This window comes from Allohahella marinimesophila, assembly GCF_039538005.1.
Lineage (GTDB): Bacteria > Pseudomonadota > Gammaproteobacteria > Pseudomonadales > Oleiphilaceae > Allohahella > Allohahella marinimesophila.
Window position 1 is genome coordinate 71,607 of the sequence record NZ_BAABBO010000021.1, and the last position, 18,902, is coordinate 90,508.

At 49.7% G+C, this 18,902-nt stretch carries 11 protein-coding genes and 2 pseudogenes; 3 read left to right on the forward strand and 10 right to left on the reverse strand.

Going from position 1 to position 18,902, the window contains the following annotated elements; all coding sequences use genetic code 11:
- The first annotated feature begins 39 nt into the window (after positions 1-39).
- Positions 40-822, forward strand: coding sequence for a metallophosphoesterase (locus tag ABD735_RS18770; protein WP_344809365.1), 783 nt, complete (start codon positions 40-42; stop codon positions 820-822).
- A gap of 61 nt (positions 823-883) precedes the next feature.
- On the opposite strand, the gene ABD735_RS18775 is transcribed toward ABD735_RS18770, so the two are convergent.
- From ABD735_RS18775 to ABD735_RS20210, 4 genes and pseudogenes are all read right to left on the reverse strand, one after another.
- Positions 884-1,759: a hypothetical protein gene (locus ABD735_RS18775; protein WP_344809367.1), complete on the reverse strand. Its 876-nt coding sequence runs from the start codon at positions 1,757-1,759 to the stop codon at positions 884-886.
- A 234-nt stretch (positions 1,760-1,993) separates the two neighbouring features.
- A pseudogene (locus ABD735_RS18780) lies at positions 1,994-3,086 on the reverse strand (IS3 family transposase).
- A 245-nt stretch (positions 3,087-3,331) separates the two neighbouring features.
- Positions 3,332-4,249, reverse strand: coding sequence for an HNH endonuclease (locus ABD735_RS18785; protein ID WP_344809371.1), 918 nt, complete (start codon positions 4,247-4,249; stop codon positions 3,332-3,334).
- A gap of 246 nt (positions 4,250-4,495) precedes the next feature.
- A pseudogene (locus tag ABD735_RS20210) lies at positions 4,496-4,738 on the reverse strand (IS30 family transposase); the annotation flags it as partial.
- 395 nt (positions 4,739-5,133) lie between these two features.
- On the opposite strand from ABD735_RS20210, the gene ABD735_RS18790 reads away from it, so the two are divergent.
- Both ABD735_RS18790 and ABD735_RS18795 read left to right on the forward strand, forming a co-directional pair.
- Positions 5,134-6,299, forward strand: a protein-coding gene (locus tag ABD735_RS18790; RefSeq protein ID WP_344809373.1) for an IS3 family transposase whose coding sequence is annotated in 2 segments (ribosomal slippage) — positions 5,134-5,398 and positions 5,398-6,299 — 1,167 coding nt in all. Because the reading frame shifts where the segments join, the coding sequence is not laid out codon by codon here.
- An 812-nt stretch (positions 6,300-7,111) separates the two neighbouring features.
- Positions 7,112-8,419: a hypothetical protein gene (locus ABD735_RS18795; RefSeq protein ID WP_344809375.1), complete on the forward strand. Its 1,308-nt coding sequence runs from the start codon at positions 7,112-7,114 to the stop codon at positions 8,417-8,419.
- Between the two features lie 387 nt (positions 8,420-8,806).
- On the opposite strand, the gene ABD735_RS18805 is transcribed toward ABD735_RS18795, so the two are convergent.
- The 6 genes from ABD735_RS18805 to ABD735_RS18830 form a co-directional block, all read right to left on the reverse strand.
- On the reverse strand, positions 8,807-9,652 hold the full coding sequence (locus ABD735_RS18805; protein WP_344809377.1) for a ribonuclease H1 domain-containing protein: 846 nt from the start codon (positions 9,650-9,652) through the stop codon (positions 8,807-8,809).
- 1,112 nt (positions 9,653-10,764) lie between these two features.
- A complete protein-coding gene (locus tag ABD735_RS18810) occupies positions 10,765-11,727 on the reverse strand; it encodes a helix-turn-helix transcriptional regulator (RefSeq protein ID WP_344809379.1) in 963 nt (320 codons plus the stop codon).
- Between the two features lie 336 nt (positions 11,728-12,063).
- Positions 12,064-14,154: a helicase HerA domain-containing protein gene (locus ABD735_RS18815; RefSeq protein WP_344809381.1), complete on the reverse strand. Its 2,091-nt coding sequence runs from the start codon at positions 14,152-14,154 to the stop codon at positions 12,064-12,066.
- A 1,669-nt stretch (positions 14,155-15,823) separates the two neighbouring features.
- On the reverse strand, positions 15,824-17,011 hold the full coding sequence (locus ABD735_RS18820; protein ID WP_344809383.1) for a hypothetical protein: 1,188 nt from the start codon (positions 17,009-17,011) through the stop codon (positions 15,824-15,826).
- A 54-nt stretch (positions 17,012-17,065) separates the two neighbouring features.
- A complete protein-coding gene (locus ABD735_RS18825; protein WP_344809385.1) occupies positions 17,066-18,028 on the reverse strand; it encodes a metallophosphoesterase in 963 nt (320 codons plus the stop codon).
- A 115-nt stretch (positions 18,029-18,143) separates the two neighbouring features.
- A complete protein-coding gene (locus ABD735_RS18830) occupies positions 18,144-18,695 on the reverse strand; it encodes a hypothetical protein (RefSeq protein WP_344809387.1) in 552 nt (183 codons plus the stop codon).
- Positions 18,696-18,902: the final 207 nt, after the last annotated feature.

Consider the following 18,902-nt stretch of genomic DNA (forward strand, 5'->3'; position numbering starts at 1 on the left):
AGCTACAACGCGTAATTGACATGGCCTGAGAGAGACGACGTGACCACCCATCAGACAATCAAGGCACCGGGACGCTGCTTCTTCGTGGGCGATATTCACGGACATATAGATGAGTTAACGGCGACGCTCGATGCACAAGCCTTCAACCCAGCTGACGGCGACATCCTGATTGCCGTCGGCGATCTCATTGATAGGGGACCTCATAGTATTGCCGTACTCGAATTGTTGTCGGAACCGTGGTTCTTTTCGGTGCTAGGCAATCATGAACAAATGGCGCTGGATGCCCTCCCTCATGTCCTTGCTCGCCCGGCAGACCTGACGATAGACGCAGCCACTGCACTGAAGATGTGGCTCTACCACGGGGGTGCGTGGATTGATGATGAGCTGGACAAGTTCGATGCAGCCGCTGACCCAAGTGCTGGAAAGATCGGTCTCGTTGATAGCATCCGCAACAGGCTTCGGCAGCTTCCATGGACAATTACTGTCGAATATCAGAACAAGTTCAGAATTGGGGTCGTCCATGCAGACTGTCCCGTGCAGGGGTGGGAGGCCCTGCCGGAAAGAATGCGAGATAAAAAGGTCATGACCTCGGCGCTTTATGGACGAACCAAGGTCGACGCCGTCGTCCGTGATGGTGCCTCTCCAGGGACCACTATCGGAGGCATCGATGCCGTCGTCTGTGGTCACACGGTGACGCCGGATGGCCCGGTTAGTCATGGCAACATGATCTGGATTGAGACAGGTGTCTTCTGTACCGGCGTCCTGACTGTTCTGGAAGCGTCGGAGGTGATGCGGCTGGTCGGTTATGGCCAATCGCGTTAATCTTCGCATCGCTCTAAACGTAGCGACGGACGCCGATAAGGTCAGGAGCGATCCTTGCGCTTTACTTAGCCTTACCGATAATCTGAAGATAATGCAGCAACAATGCAGGGCACTGTTGCTGCAGAGCTATACGGGCTTCAATTTCATCGACGTTACCCCTGCGTGCCTGCAGCAGATTTTGCATTGCCTTAAAGGTTGTAGACTGCGGCATCAGCTTTGGATCGTTTTCACTTAGACAATGAAACAGGCCAGGGCGTTTCAGTAAAATCCAGCCCGAAAAGTGCTCGATGCCGGGCTCTTCATCAAGGGATAAAAATTGCTGCCATAACTCTTGGACGGCGGGGAATTTAGCCTCACTGATAAGCTGTTCAGCCTTGCAGGCATGGCGTTCAAACAAAACACACCAGATCAACAAGGCTTGTTCCGGTAACTGTTGGTGGTGCAGCGCTACTGCAAGTCTGAGCAGCAGCTCGGGCTGCCCAAGCAGTCCAGAATCCGTGCGCAAGCAGTCAATCACACCTTGCCAGTCCGAAATTTTGGCCAGCACGTAACTGGCGTGATAGTCAGGCTGTTGTGGGTCGAAGGCTATTATGCCATGCAGGCCTTTGGCCAAACGCTGCCAGGCGGGAGACAGGTAGTCTCTGGCGTGTGCGTGTGCACGCAGGGTCATATTTGCCAACGGTTCAATGTCCTGAGCCGCCGTCATCTCTTTTTCCAGATCGACTGGGAGAATGTCAGGATGAGCATCGATATGGCAGCCATACTGTATCAGAGAGTCGTAACTCGCCAGGGCCATATTACTCGGCGCCTTTTCCAGTAACTCCGCATAAGCACGCGCCGCAATGGCCCAATCTCGGCTTGCCAGCGCCGCCAGCAGGTCGTTCTCGGCCTCGACTGCACCGCTATCAGAAAACAGTTCCGTTTGCTGTTGCAACATATTTGATCCAGCCAGTTTTTCACGGCATTCCAGCGATCGACATCGTCGGCTCATTTGTAGGCGTTACTAAGCGCGCTGCGCTCAGAATGGCCGGCAGTCGTTATTGTTATGTTAAAGCGTTTTTGAGTTCATAAACGTATTTCACGTCACTATTTTCAACGATCGGTACCCTAGCCAAGCGAACGCTGGAAATGGACCCCGCCAACTGGACAGCCCATTAAGTATCTTCCCGGGTCATGCAGCCAGCTGAGCTGCGTACGAAAAATGAACATCATCTGGCGTTCGGATTTCAAGAGCCTGATGCTTCCGTTCGCTGTTGTAGAACTCGAAGTGGTTGCATAGCGAGCGGCGCGCTGCAGCCACGTCTTCGTAAGCGTTCAGCTAAACTTCTTCATATTTAACGCTGCGCCAGAGACGCTCCACGAACGCGTTGTCGATCCATCGGCCTTTGCCGTCGATGCTGATGCTGATGCTGATGCTGATGCTGATATTGTTGCTCTTCAGCACACCGCTGAAACCATTGCTGATAAACTGGCTGCCCTAGGCAGTGTTGAAGATCTCGTGGCGGCCGTGCTGCTCGATAGCCTCCTCAAGTGCGTCGACGCAGAACGAGGCGTCCAGCATATTCGACAGCCGCCAGGACAGTACCCGGCGTGAGTACAAGTCGATAACGGCGACTAAGTAGACAAAGCCTCGCGCCATCGGAATATACGTTAGGTCTGCCGACCAAACGAGGTTTGGTTGATCAATGGTTAAGCCTCTGAGCAAAAGGGTAAATCTTGTGTGCCTGAGCGGCCTTGCTAGTGTTGCGTTTGGAGTAGATCGCGGTGAGGCCCATCATGCGTATCAGGCGCTGGATGCGCTTGCGATTCACGATTCTGCCTTGATCCTCGAGCCAGCCACGAATCCGGCGCGCCCCGTAAAACGGCCGCTTCAGATGGCATTTATCAATCAGCCGCATCAGCTGAAGTTCCTCGTCGGCCCCGGGCGCTGAGACGTGGTAAAACGCGGAGCGTGGCAGATCCAAGGAGTTCGCACTGCCGTACGATGGACAGGGGTTCAGAGCGGCTCACCAGTTCTTTCCTCTGGGCCCGTGAATCCGCTCGAGCACTCGTTCTAAAAAATCGTTTTCCATCGTCAGCTCACCAGTCTTCGCATGCAGCTTGGCGACGTCCTCCTCGCTCTGCTGCTAACGTTTCTCGCCCTTGCCAAAAACATCGCCAGCGCCAGAAAGCAGTTGTTTCTTCCATTCGGTAATCTGATTAGCTGCCACATCGAACTTGCTCGCCAGCTGCGCAAGCGTCAGAGCGCCCTTCAGTGCCGCCAGAGCAACTTTTGCCTTGAACTCAGGCGAGTGGGTACGTCTCGGTCATTTCATTGCTTCTCTCCAATGAGCCATGCTCAGTTTGAAGGAAAACACTTAAGAACGTCCAGTTACTGTTCAACGAATGAGGTCCATCTCTATATTTCATGTCACCTTAAACCAGAATGGAGCGACAACTACCTTGACGGATAGGGGACTTCAAATATATGACCTAAAAATCATGCATTTACAAATTCTATTTATTAGTACTATCCATAATCGCCTTCATAAAAAAACCCTTCTTCAAACCCGCCATTTTCTTTCTTCTTAATTTCAGCTATTTCAAATAATTCATCTATATTACAACCATTATACCTTGCAATACTCAAAATAACTTCTAACATATCAGCTAATTCGTGAACTGACTTCGTTGAATTGGATTCGGATATAAACTCTTCATGTTCTTCGATTAATTTTTCCTTGAGAGCATTTAATAAATCTATGCCCTTGAGTCTTTTGATTATCGGATTCCTGCCGTCCCTTCTGATGAAATCAGGTATATTATCTCTAATAAGCTTCTTCGTTCGCCGAAAATCAGTATTATCAGTAGCACGCTTTGCTCGATTACATTTGCTACAAAGAGCCTGCAAGTTTTCTTCCGAATGAACATCAATCCACTTTCCATCTTTCTTTACTTGGCCATTCTTATTCTTGGTAGATTCTGGCTCAATATGATCAACATCGATTGGCCTTAGGGAAGACGGAATCCCACAGAGTTCACATTTGCCATGTGCAAGCTTCAATATTTTGTATCTAAGAGATTCGTTTGCCCGAGGAGACTTTTCTTTATTCTTCTTTTTATCTATCCATTCCTCAATTTTATTACTACATATTTCAACTTCAACACCGATATTGTTGGCGTCATAGATTTCTGAATTCAGTTTGAATATCTCACCTTCCTTCTGGTAACTTATAATATCATGCTTAGCTAATGTTATCTTAGGCCAACGCATTACTATTTTTTTATAGTAATCGAGGATAGACAAGTCATATCTCGCAAGAACAGCTGCAAGATCAGTCTTAGTGCATTGTCCATTACAGCGCAGCAATTCTCTTATAATTACTGGCTGATATACTTCTGTCATTGACATATTGTTAGACAGGAATTTACTTAGTGTAGATGTCATGTCAGTATCTCAGCTCTATAGCAGCTTCAGTAAAAACCAATTTAGGCGATACCGAAATATCCTACATAGACACGGTGCTATAAATTTATTAATTATTTAGCGATTGTATAATACAGTAAAACCCACTTTAATCATATGTCACTTCGATACTCCCACACCGAATCAATCATTACATTTTTAAGGTCACTGACTTCCTTCTTCAAATGCCTGATTAGAGACACCTGTACGTCATCAGGAAAGCTGCATTCAACCGACAACTGCAACACTTACCCAGTGGATCCAGTTAGGCTTTTCACCGAAAAGTGCCTCTGCTGGTGTTCGGTAGTTTAAGCTTTTTCTGGGTCGGTGGTTCAGTGTGTTTTGTACCTTTCGGATCTCGGCTTCATCGATCGCTTTGAAGTCCGTTCCCTTCGGAAAGAAGCGTCTGACTTGGCCGTTGATGTTCTCGTTCGAGCCTCGTTGCCAGGCAGAATGTGGATCAGCGAAGAACCGTCGCATTCTGCCCTTAGGCTAGTTATACATCTAGGATAGAGGTTTGACCCAGCAGTTGCTTCACAAGGCTTGAGACCATCGAGAATAGTTTTACCTTTTCAAGCTCTGACCTTGTCATGAATGCATCTGAGTTACGCTAACTTTTACGGCGGTATTGTATGAACACTTATATGCTAAAAACTTACCTTCATGTATTTACGCTTGCAATTGGAGCAAATTTTGTACTCCTGGTGGCACTCTCTGCTCCCGTCTACTTTCTCTGGAATTACCTGATGCCAAATATTTTTGGGCTTCCGGAAATATCATATCTTGAAGCGTTTGTAGTGGCATAGTAAATCAGGCCACCTGATTTTGAGTGTATGATCACTCATAGAGAAAGTCAGGTGGATAGGATGACGAAGAAAAGAAATTTCAGCCCGGAGTTTCGTTTGGAAGCGGCTCAACTTGTGGTGGACCAGGGCTACACGGTAAGAGCGGCCTGCGATGCCATGGGTATCGGCAAGTCCACCATGGAGTATTGGGTGCGCAGGCTTCGAGCTGAGAGATCAGGTAAGCCCCCCGAAAAAGGTGAGGCACTGACACCGGAACAGCGTGAGATTCAGGAGCTAAAACGCAAGCTGCGGCGGGCGGAGGAAGAGAAGGAAATATTAAAAAAGACTACCGCTCTCTTGATGTCGGACTCCCTGAGCAATTCTCGATAATCGAGCGACTTGAAGAGAGCTATGCGGTGCAGCACCTGTGTCAGGTGTTTGGGGTGCATCGCAGCAGCTACCGCGGCTGGCGTGACCGGGATAAATTGCCAAGCGAGACAGAGCAGAAGCTGCTGGATCAGGTTGTTGAGGCGCATGCAGCCAGTAACGGCTCTGCCGGTGCTCGCAGCATTGCAAAAATGATCACGCAGGCTGGAACACCACTGAGTCGTTACCGAGCAGGCAGGCGAATGAAGCAGGTGGGGCTGGCGAGTACGCAGCCGCCAAGCCATGCCTACAAGAAGGCTGATCAGCCGCACCTGGATATCCCGAATCGTCTTGATCGGGCGTTCGATGTAAAGGCGCCCAACCGGGTTTGGACTGGCGACATTACCTATATCTGGACAGGGGCACGCTGGGCCTATCTGGCGGTCGTGATTGATTTGTACTCCCGTAAACCCGTGGGTTGGGCATTGTCCTTGTCTGCAAACACGGAACTGGCGAAAAAGGCACTGACTATTGCTTATGAATCGCGCGGCGAGCCACCAGAGCTGCTGTTTCACTCGGATCAGGGGAGCCAATACACCAGTCTTGGCTTCCGGCAACTGCTCTGGCGGTATCAAATGAAGCAGAGCCTCAGTCGTCGAGGAAACTGCTGGGATAATGCGCCGACAGAGCGCTTCTTCCGAAGCTTGAAAACTGAATGGGTGCCGGAAACGGGGTATCGCTGCTTTGCCTCGGCGAAGCAGTCAATAACGGACTATATGATCGGCTATTACAGCGCGCTCCGGCCGCATATGCACAACGACGGACTGCCGCCGAATGTGGCAGAGCAGGCCTATTGGGAAACTCAAAAGACGGTGGCCTAAATCACTTGACCACTACAGTTAGGATTACTGGTTCTGTCGACGCTTCTGCTCAAAGGTAATGGCGTGCAGGTCCCGACTAGTAGATAGGCTTACTCTTAAACGCTACCGATAAGATCCGTCCCGCCTTGCCCGGTGCGTATCACGGAAGGTGGGGAAGAACATCCTTTGGCAAAACTAGCTTGCCTTCGGGCAAGTGCCCTGTAAATTGCGTCGCTCTCGAAAGAGTCACGGATCGAAGCGCCTTCGCAACCAAACCATGCAGCCTGCTACTAATCGCTGGACTACATTTCTATGATGAAGTCCGCGCGCCATTTATCAGATATTTTGGCTACTATCGGTCTTGAGAAGGCCTAAGTTAGGCAAACTTTTAGCCTCTGAATATTCGCAAAATGCGTCAACTAGAGAGGGCCATGCTTCCGAACGTTCCGAAGAGTACTTCCCTTGCTACAATTTCGAGCACCATCACAGCGGCTCGACCGGCTATTAACACCCGAGCAGATACTGACCGACGGGTATGTTCAGTTAACAGAACAGAAGCAATAAGCATCCGATGCCAAATACAATTAGCATCTCGAACCCTCCTTGTGAGGCTGCCGGAAGTTTGTCATGCCGCCGAAACAGGACGATATCAATCTGATCAGCAGTGCAAAAAAATAATTCAGCGGGATTGCCGGGTGATTCTTTCGACGCTACTGGTGCGGGTTTCACGGCAACAAAATGAACTAACTCCGAACTACCCGTCCATATCAGATTGACACTTTCCGGAAGCATAGGTTTACTATAGCATTCCTCCCTACAAGGTTCAAAGTAAGATGATAGAGATATGCATACTCGACTTCGATAGCAGAGCGGCGGTTACTTTAGCGAAGGAGCTCGCGAGGCTTAAATATCAAGCTGAAGTCGATCATGCTTTGTATTTAAGTCTTGTAAACAGGGCGGTCAATGCCTTCAGGAAAGAAGTCAGCATTTACGATTTAGAGAAGGATTTAATTAATATAAGATCTATTAATAAGCAACGAAAGTTTATACTTCTTACAGTTATACCGATTTATGAGCTGATCGAGCTCGACATACACGTTTATTCACAATTTGTATGGGACAATATATTAGTCTACGACTACAAGTTAAGAAAAGGTCTACAACGGCGAAAAGATATTGAAGCTACATATCGGTTCATTGCAGAAATTGTCGCTAAGTACAACGTCCAAGCTTCAGGCAGAGTTGCAGTATTAGGAGAGGACTTAGAGGACATTGCAGTTGGGTATACTGCTGGAGCCTACGTTATTCTCAATGCTATTCGATGGACACAGTGGAGCTATCAGACCAGTGCCACCGCTGTTGGAATGACACCTGATCTTGTTCTGACCTCAATAGATCAGCTGGCAGGGTTTCTGGAAAATCCGAAGAATTATTTCCCAGCATTGGAATATTTGGTAGCTAATGTAAGGGGACCAACTGTTGACATTTGCGGGTTAAGATATGAGCAAATCCCCTCTGAAGGACCGGTAATATACTCTGCGGGTCGGTTCTTTCCCAGAGACATGTCCTTCCAGGCGAGGAGGGACAGTCACCTATTGACGCGGTGTATTATTAGCTCTCGTACCGACGAACACTATAAAAAGGCGGTACTGCAAACAGTTGTTGGCTTCCTGAATCTTAATTACCCTAAACTGAATAAGCGAGATCGGCAGCTCATTATTGCTCCGATATTGCCACGTCTTGTTGAAGGGTTATCCAATTCCCGATTTATTGAGCAGGTTAAAGAGTTCGATAACAGTGCTGACCAAGGATTTAAAATAGCAAATAATTTTAGAGTTGAATCCGACACTATTTTCTCGAGTTCATCGACTAATTTCCCTGAGGACTACCCTGACGTAGACGAAAGCGATCTTGAAGCCTATTACAATAATTTTGACGTTGATGAGCAAAATGTTGAAGGTAATACTTTAATTATTGTCGTTGAACTGATCACATCTCCAAGAATATTGGTCAGCCTAGACAGGAAGCTCAAAAAAGCTGGTGCGAAAGGGGTGAAATGGTTAGCGCTTGCAACAACTGTGAACTATCCCCACTCGGAGCTTGCGCGAAATCGCCATCTCAATAGCGAACAGGAGCTATGACCTGCTCAACTGAAAAGTCTTATTCTCACTTCCACTAACTGTCCGCAACTTTGTCCATAGGCAGTTCTACTTTTGTATACTTCGCAGCGAAGGTGACCGCACCCATTCCAGTGGAAGACGGCGCTGAGCATGCCGGAGTTATCCAAGGCCTGATTTCCACCTGCCGACCACATGACTTCAATCCGACAACGTATCTCACCGACGTGCCGCAGCGCGCCAGCCACCATCCCACCAGAAAAGTCATTGAACTGACGTCACGTGTGTAGAAGACGAAGTTTGCAAGCAATCAAATCTGATCGGATCTTTACTGGGCGGGCACTACCGGCCCCCGGGGTTAGCATGGTTGCACGAGGCATCTCTGATAGGCCGGTCTGCCGTTTCGCAGACTCAGCTCAGGTCGTACAAGTGCTGAGCTTGTGCTTTGGCTCGACTCTTGAGCTCGTTCGTAATTCTGACTATTCGTTTCTTTTCGACTCTTGCGTCTTCCAGTGGTCCAGAACCCCAAGACTTCAAAGTTGTGTTGGACTCAGCCAACCCCAACTTGGCGAGTCTGTCAGCCGTTTCTGAGTCGGGTACAAGTTTCTTGGGAGCACAGCGAATACTGATGCGGCCCTGTAATGTCACCCATGCCTCCCATACAATAGATGGAATTCTATTGTCTGCAATAAATCTCCTGAACAGGTGCCCAGGACCGTGTCTGTAGTCCTGATACACTTCTTCTAGCCGCTTGAAAAGCCAGGTAGAGTCCGTCACTAACAAGGTGCGTCTGCCCGCTTTAGCAGATTCCACCGCAAGCTGGACCGCTTGGATAAAAGCGCTCACTTCAGCGTTGTAGGTGGAGAGGCCCTCCTCTTTGAACATGCCATACCACATGCTGGCAAGGGCCCCGTTCTCGTATTTCACAAGACCCACTGCTTGCCTCAGGGGAGCGAGACTAACAGCACCATCAAAGAAAATAATGTCATCAAAATCGGCATAGTCGAGATCAGCTGCTTCAAGAAGACGTTCATTTTTAGCAGCACGTAGAGCTTTTTGTTCTACCGAGAAGACTCCATTTGTAAACATTAGCGCATGCTCCGCATCCTCCCAGCTTCCATACTTTTTACAACTTGCGCCTTTGACACCGCAAACTGCTTTTTCTGCATCTGGCCAACTGGTAAAAAGGCCAGACGGGGATCCATTCCAAACTACGTATACCGGTGAAATTGTCCCAAGCTGATTCATTCCAGTCATATGATTCGTCCTCTATTGATACCGCTGCGTCGATGGCTCGCTCAACTAAGTAACGACTATATGTCTAATGTGCGACAATACGCGTCGCAACTCCGATCAAAAGGAAGATAGCGTGGCAGTCTGGTTTTCGGTCATAGTTGGTCTTGGTGCTTACTGAGAGGCTTTATGAAAATCGTTGTGTGCGCAGCCGCGATACTACTCAGATTGCATGAGTTGCAGCTATATCGGTGGTGCGCGAAGGCAGAAGTCAACGATCAGCAAAGCTGAGGTCGTGCAGGGGCTGGCTCCTGAGAACCCCAGACTTTTACGCCAGCTTGCCCACCACCGTAGAGCGCTTGCCATCATACAAAAGCGATCGCGTACTCAGCCAGACGCGTTAAGTTGGGTATGCGTTCATGCAAACTCACGTTGATCAGTTCGCAGTCCAACTCACCCTCATTGGCCCCGGGACAGGGACACGGTCCTGAAAAGGCATAAGGGCTCCACGCTGGTGACGTTGCTTGAGCGCCTGAGACTGGGGGCAACACAGCGAAAGCGATAGTCAGGCTTCTTTCGCCGATCAGGGGCGCAATCGAGGCGATTACTTTTGACAATAGATCTGGGGTTGCTGCACAAGCAGGGAAGCCGAGCACTGAACGCGAAAACGTCCTTCTTCGCTCTATACATGTCGTGCAAGCGTTGCACAAGCGAGAAAATGAATGGGCTGACCAGGGAGTATTTCCAAAGTGCCCTGACATCTCTCAACTGCGGAAATCAGACATCAGCAAAGTGGAAAGTGCATTGAACCGCTGGCCAAGAGTGCGGCTCTGATTTCGTACACTAGCGGAGTTGCGGGGAGCACTCTTTAGCGTTATACATGTAGTGCCGTACTTGCCGCTTGAAACCAAGACTAAAGATTGCTTGGCACATGAAGGGGGCAGGAATTGCGAAGCTGGAATGTATACCTTGAAAAACTTCGCCCCCCGATTACTCAAAGCTTCGTCGCTAGCTCCGGTGGAGAAGCCTTCCTTTATTCGGCGTGAAGTTCGAAAAGGGCAGCTGCTGATTTCCAGCACAAGTCAACCTGATATAGTCGTCTTATCAAAGCTTCCATGGACTAACCTAGTCGCCCTCTAGTCCAGAACACTTGCAGGCTGAACTCCCTTGACCTCTTTACCAAACGACTGCAACCACTGCTTTAAATTGAGAGATTTCATTACAGTGGCTCTCACTTCGAGCCAATCGTCACACTCTGTCACTGTCTGATCGGCGGCAAGTTTCGATTCCAATAAGTGCCTCCCAGCGGTCTTTGTAATCATGAATTTGAGAGGAACCTGCTCTCCGTAACCGAATCCAAACCCGCCTTCCTCTGAAAATGTCTTTAGACAGAAATCAGACGGTCTTTCGAAGGTCAACGTGGACGCTACAGCAGCCTTTACTCTATGTATCGCGAATGTCAGATTTTTAGTACGCCCTCGATATCGGCAGACGAGATAGAGTCGAGAGCCTACCTGGCCAAGCCCAAGAGGAGTCACTTCATATTCCTTGATTTCCGAGTCTTTCGAGTACTGAAGCGTCAGGTGGTAGTTGTGATAAAGCGCTTTCATTACCACTTCGAGCACTCCTGGCTCAATCTCTGGTGGTAGTAGCGCAACGGTCTCGCTGACAATCTGGATCTTATCTAACCACTCCTTGCCCGCTGATTTGGAGTTCTTGAGAATGTCCTCGGCCTGCTGAAAGAAAGGCTCGAGCGATTGGAGAACACTGTTCGGCAGCAAGTATTGCAAATGTTTGCTAGCCAACGTTAACAGGAGAGCATCCTGCTCGTTCAACTTGGCTAAAGTGAAACCCTTGATGTCCTTGAGGTATGAGTATTCATAAGGCTTCTTTGAATCATCACAGAAGATCCCGAAATGCCCTTCCAGCTTCGAGAGAGTATTCTGGATGCTCCTGATATCGCGCTTGAAACTTTCATCAGCAGCATGAAGTTCAGCTTGTAACTTGGAGGCGGTAGTGTGACTGGGGTGGCGAGGAATACGGTTCAGCAATTCGACTATAAGTTGTATGGTTTTCAGATTACTCGGACGAGCCGTCATTTCACTGTCACCTAAAGTCATCGAGCAATTCTACCTGTCCTACGGCTTCACCCAGGAATTCGGCATTTTATAGATGCCCGTCGGGACGTTCACCAAATTCCATAATAAGACGATTCAGTGCCGGCTTCCAATCCTTCACGTAACCCACATGCAGCAATTCTTCAGCATAGCTTGTGCAAACTGTGGGCATTCACTCTACTCTGGGCACCGCCTCAGTTAGAGCTTGCGCTCTCCTGATCTCTTATGCCTCGCACTCGGCTTATACTCTTTTTTCAAGCGGAACGAGAGACTCCAGCCCTCAGGTTAAGAGCCGAAATTTCACCCTTTCTTCTCCTCCTAAAACTTCTCTTCAGACTCAGGTCGCAGAAGTGGGATCCGCACTACCTCCTGGTTATACTGCTTCTCCAGCGCCAGCAAACATCGACAAATCAAAATCCAACTTTTGAGTGGCATAAATGACGCCCCACTGCGTCCTCCTAGACAAGCTACTGTTTCCGAAATATCACCATCAACATAACGCATAGTGGAGAGTCTGAAGCGCTCGTCTAAGACAATTTCTGCTTCCATCGTCATGTTACCCGACAAGACCCATTCTGAAGGGTCCTCTTTTTTCCGCAGAGCAGTCTCCTTCGCTATTGTTTCCTCAGCAATTGCGATTGCTCTGCAGATAGGCAAAGCCACTTCCCATCCCATCACCGAAGTTGATCTTATTTTAAGCTCAAGGACTTGACTTGAAAGTGGCGTCTTGAGCTTACCGATGAAGCCGGATACGCTGAGACAGAAATCTCTATCGTTCATCAGTGTCATCGGCCCGATTTTTACGCTGCCGGCGTGCTCAAATATTTTACTGATCAACTGGGCTTTGTTCTGCTCGAAGCTTTCTTTGAGAGCCGGCTCTTCCGAGTATGGTGAGGGCGCACCACGCAATGCGAATGGATTCGCAGTGCTTCGGTTGTCTTCGGTATAGCTAACGTAGAATCTAGGATCGGGTAGCCCGGCAAAATAACGGCTCATGTACGGCGCACCGGAAACAGCGGTGGCGCGAAATTTTGCAACGAAATTGCAACTTTGATGCCTTATGAGACCCCTGCCAAGAATAAAGGCCTCTCCAGCCTGGAGATCGCTGCGTACCACGGAGCTTATCTGCATTGCATCCACGGTGGCCACTCGCCCTCGGAGCAAGTCATCAGTGGATGGATCGGACGAGGAAAACACAATGACCGTTCCGATATTCTGTAGTAGACAATCCAGCGCCTCAGACCTCTCCCCATAGGGAACCTTTGCTCTGAGCGCTGACACGCTCTGCGTAGCCACAATGTTGATATGCCCAAACCCCCGACAGCGATCAAAGAATGTGGTGTCGTCGTAAAGTCCACCGGAAGCCGACTTTTGGTCAATGTTGATCATATCCTGGTATTCGTCAGCAGCGAGAAATGTGTAGAAGGACTCACCGCAGCCAAGCTCAGAGTGCCTACGAAAGCCTGTAATTGCACTGATCAGCCGAATTCGCAGTAGCTTGCCGATTATATTGGCAGTGTTTCCAAAGCGGCTGACTGGAATATCGAGAAGAAGTACCTTTCGATCCTGATACAGCAGTTTTTCGAGAGAAATGCAGCTCTCTGACGCATTTCCATCGCTGATGTCCGGTGAGAACTTTCTTCTAAGCAAGTTATCGGTACTGAAAGGAGCGAGAGCCTTGATAATGCCAGAGGTTTGCCAAGTATACTGTTTGCGAATATCATCCTCCGGTACAGCCTTTCCATTTAGAAGTGCAGAGCCGCCCATTGCGAGTACGCTAAATTGGTTCGACAGAACACTTCGAAGCAACTCGTGGTATTCAGAAGGCAGTGTCTTCATCCATCTCGCAAAGCGATCGAAAGTTCTGACAAAAATGTTCGGACTAGCCAAAGCGTCCCTGATCTGAGCTAGCGTCGGTTCAATATTCATAAGTTGATAAGTGCGCCGCACGAAAAAGGCGTCCTGCAAGCCCATGCTCCCCCAATACCGATCGCTATGACTGGGACAGATATCATTCAAAAAAGCTTCGAATTGCCCGTCTGACATCCCCGCAATCAAGTTGAACGGCCGTGCATGGTCATCAGCGCCAACCACCATGACTCTTTCGGGATATTGCTCGGCAAGATGCCGGTACTCGCCCTTCACATCGATGATCAGTCCGGCGCAGCCTGTTTCTATCAGCCGCACAATTGCAGGGGCCTGCACCGTAGAAGTCTTTCTGCTACCAGTGCTGCCTAAAGTAATAATATGCCGTGTTGCATCTTCGAATGTCACGACAATTGGCCGTTGGAGGGCGTCATGAATCGATGCCATACCACTTTGGCCAGGCGAGCCTTCAGCATAGCGTCCGTGCAGCGGTTCTTTTTCCAATCCCTTGAATATCAGTAACGGCTCGCTTCTCAAACTCATTGACTTACTCCTAAAGAATAACTGGCGAAGACGCCGGCTCTGCTGGACGCCTTGACAACTCAGCAATCAACTTAAAAAAATGCGTTTGCATAGCGAGGAATGACCAGCGACAGTTCCAAGCGCGAGTGTTTCACTTGCTTGCGGTGCCGGTCCTTCGACCATCGCTTCGGCCCACGTGACTAGACCCCCAAGCACATTATTTTCTAATTGCAGCGTGAGACTGCGTGCTAGAGCTCTGAAGCTCCGATGACGGTGAGTTTTCCAGTACAAAACACACCTGTCTCGATCCAGGCCATGTTGCCTTGAATCACTGGTGTTTGAATCGCCGTGTGCCCACAGACCACTGCGTCAATGCCAGCAATCGTGGTGTTGGCTGCATATCCCCTGCTGACCACGTGATCAACCTTAGTTCTCGAGTAAAGGGCCTGAATCCGATGGTTCCTGGATTTGAGCTTTTTAGGCAAATTGGTCCATCTTTGTCTGTAATCTCGGTTGCTCATTGACACTTTGCCAGATACGGTAGCCACTCATCAGTCTCCTTAAATTTTAGACTTGGTCAGATCAATAACCGCCCGCCCCCTCCGATGCTCGGACTGAAACGGGGACCGATGTCGCTTGAGATAGAGCTTACGATTACCATGCGACATTTTGTGACGCATGTGTCAATTTGACTGATTCTCAAAAGCCGCGGCAGGTTCATTGCTTCTGCGATTCGCGCAACTGTTGCCAGAAATAGACCAGCTCCCGCGTTTAGCTTCGCGTCATTTATTGGTGGTCGAGCATGCAACTAACGGGGCCTTTGTTTGCTGTACTGGTGAGCTTGAGAGCCGAACTTTGGCCACCTAGACCACGATCTTGAGCGGCTTGATGGCCTACGAGATTCTTTGCGCTTGCTGAGAACATCGAGTATGGCGGCGGCAATACAGTACTAATCCATAGCTCCGAAATCTGCGAAAGACCATAAAAAGCGCTCCGGTCAATCCATGCTAGGATGATGGCTTCGAAAGGCGGGCATCGAAGATACGGGAGGAATGTATGAGACCCCTAAATGGAATATTATTCTGGCTGATACTCGTGGCGGGTCCGGTCTCGGCAGAGCAGAATGACGATAGGAACTTTACAACCATCGAAAAGACGTTTGCGGAGATGATAGCCGGAGTCGCCGAACAAGCTCTCGATAGTCACTGCCCTGTGGTGGCTGACGGCGCCAGGAATAACGACTCCCCTTTGTGCGAAGATATGCTGAGGTCGCTCTCGGAGGTGTGGGATGATGTGACACAAGATTGCAGACGAAGTATTGATAGCAATGAGGTGTGCAATATTGTAGAGCGTACTCAGGCCAAAATCAGGGCTCGCCGGATTCAGCGCGAGTTGGCGGACAACTTGGCCAAGAGCATTTAAATGGCCTGAGCTATCCCCAAATGCAGCCAGCTTCTATAGTTAGAAAAGCCCTTTGCTGTAGTCCACCCGCTTCTTGACTGAGTTCAGAGTAAGCGGCAGGCTATCATGGTCAGTTTCTGTCGAGGGGTAACGCGCCCTAGCTCCAGCAGATTTCGTCAGCTTGTCTTTAACTTTCTTTGGTATTCGCAGGAAATCTCTCACTGCGCCTTCCATTGTCCTTTTTGATGCCTCACTAGCGCTGTCGAAACTGTGGATTTCCGTAACTTCATTAAGGCAGTAGAGCCGCCACGTCGCTCTTTGCGGTGTCAGCCATTCCTCGCGAGTCTTCGCAGTCGCGCCGAATGTGGCTATCCAGCATATTCAAGTAATCAAGGTTCTTGAGTGCGTAATTTCGGGCAGCCAGCCATCCTGAAACAGCAGGCATTTCAAATCGCACAGCATGCCTGTCAATAATCGGTGCTAGCGGGTCAACCCAAAAAATCGGCTTCCTCGGGCTATCTCCAGGTAGTACCGTAGCCACATATCTGTTGACGGGAAGCCCGGGCGCTGACCGGCTTAGACTGATTTCCACAGCCATCCTCCGTTCGTTGATCGGGTTCATAGCCTCGTTGACAAGCGTGAATAATACGGCAGAGCGCGGGGGCCGCGCAGCGCTAGTAGGTGAGCTTTGTCGCTCGGCCTGAATCTGTTCTACGTAGTCGAATCCACAGGTGCCATCGGCCGAAACTTCAGCCTCAGCAACATACTTCATATTTATCGCTAGCGCGCCGGCCACCAAGCTATCGTAGCTGTATATCGGCGCCCTAAGGGTGTAAGTGCGCTTGCCGCCGGTCCTGATCGAGCGCTCTATCGAGACGTCACCAAGATCATATCCAACCTCGGTCAGTGCCTGGTGCCGTTGTTTGGCGTTTTTTACACCCTTTCCAAGTTCAGGTCCATCGATCAGAATAAGGTAATTCGTTTTGCCTGATTGCAGGAAGCCGTACGCAAGGCTGGGGTGCAGCTCCCCTTCAATGCGTTGCGAGCAGACTTTCGGCATTATCGCATATCTGAATCCAGTGGCCAGCGCCGCCCTTAGGCGATCTGCCGCATCAGAAAATGGTCTCTGGAAATCAACGACGCCATCGAAATAGTTTAGTGCATCGATCGGCAGCAGCTCGCCGGCCTCATGCACTACGGCCTGTGTACTGCAGATGACAGACAGGTAACTGTTCAGAGCGATAGCATCACCCTCTATGCCATAGCCGTGGGTGTGCAGCCCTAGCTGGTACGTATTTTTGCCGGCGTGGGACGCCACCACCAGCTTTACCTTCTCTATAGTGCTCAGTTCGCGCAATTCATTCTCGCCTCTGCCTAATGGCTCCTTCGCATTCGCCCCACTGAGAGCCATGCCTAGCGCCATTGAAACCACAGTTAAAGAACCCTGAAATCGCTTAGTACCGCTGAAATGAGACATAAAACCCTCTGAGTGTTCGACTGCTATATAAAAGAGCGTCTGGCATCACGAATTTCATCGATTCCGAACGGCGGGATGACCTTCTAGATACGGCCTGTCCACCCACATAAAACCCTCCGGGCGTAAACTCGACTCACCGTTAAATCGATACGCACAAAGCTTCCCTCCGTGCTCGCCCGCGACACTGTAGCCCAGACAGGCAATATGCTCATTCAACGGCACAGGCTCGCCCATCATCCAGTAATGCCCCACAAACACAGGCTTTTCACCGTCGTAACCTGGCAGCAGGTGCGCTTCAACTGGAATGTGGGGAATTTTTTCGATTTCCTCGCCAGGCACCATGGCGAGATCGCGATAGGTCAGGGCTTCGGTTAGCCACCACTTTGTTCTCATGTCATGGTGCGGGTGATTAGCTTTATCAAGGAAGAAATGCGGATCGGGCAATCTTATTTCCAGGCCTTTGAGGAGAGTTTCGATCGCGTCATAGGCTTCACTACCCTCCCGGCTGGCTTTCGCCCACGAGTCCGGCAGCAAACAGTTGTTTTCATCGAGATAACTACTGGCTTGCTCCAGATGCCTGGGAGACCAGCAGGCGTGAACAACCCTGAACTTTGGCTTGTCTAGAAATAAGGGCAGTGTTTTAAACCACTCGAGGAAACTCAAGTGAAGTTCGCTGCCCTCGCCTACCTGCTCCAGAAACTGCTGATGTTGATTGAGGTTTTTGTCATTGTGGCGGCGCAGGTATTCGTTTGAGTTTTCGGGATCCGGGGTCGCCCAGGCCACAGCGTTGTATTCATGATTGCCCATCACAGCCAAGGCACTGCCTCGCTCAACCATGGCTTTGGCAATCTGGACTGTTTCGACCTGCTCCGGCCCACGGTCTACGAAATCGCCCAGGAAGATAATCTGGCGCTCAGGGTGCCGCCACACGCCATCGACTTCCCTATAATCCATTTTTGCGAGCAGTGCTTTGAGTTCACTGGCGTAGCCGTGAATATCGCCAATGAGGTCATACATAGTAATTTCTCCATGAGATGTGCACTGTTAAATAACGGAATTGGCGACTGAAATGGACTCAAATACCCTGCTAAAGGCCTGATCAGCTTCCGGGCCCTCGTGCTCACCAGTCACGTCACCTACTGGAGACAGAATGAGCGCTCTGTGGGGACTCATGGAAAAGCCAGTACGCCTGAATCCTACCCCACATAACCAATGTGCCCTCTGTCTCTGCCATGTGCTGGCGAGCCAAAGCTTTGGCTTTGTGCAGTTGCACTTCCAGTGCTAGCTGCCAGAATCCTTTCGGAAATGGCAGATGGCGGTGGGGTTCGCACGCGGCCAGCGCAAAAATGGGCTGACTTTTGCGTTCGAAGTGGCTCTCTACCCAGATATAGGGCTTGAAGGCCTGTTCCTCATCAGAGAGGTACTGCTGGATGGCTTCGATGCGTCGCCGAGATTTTTCTATGTCCAGGCCTGCAGCCTTGCTCAGCGCGAGCAAAAATTCGGGTGCACTGTATTTGAGATCGAAGCTGCCGCTATTTAGCCCTAACCAGTCATCGTCCAGTGCACTTTTAAGGCGGTCGAGATTCTTCGGATTGGGATTCCGGTAGCTCATAGCCTTGAGGATTGCAGCGGCCGGCCTGTCCTCTAGCCCCAGAATCAGATCAGCTTTAAACTCATTGAACATGCGGAATTCTCCTGCTACAGCCACTTAAGCGTCGGTTCGACTACTGAATCGCCCAGCGACAGTTTTTCACGCTCCTAGAGCAACTCACTGATGACTCGGGCCAGGGTGGCTTTTGATTTTTAAGTTCACTATAGAGTCTTGATGCGACACAGTGTGTCGCAGAACTCTTTTAATCTTCAGGTATATCAATAATACCAAAGGGTCGAT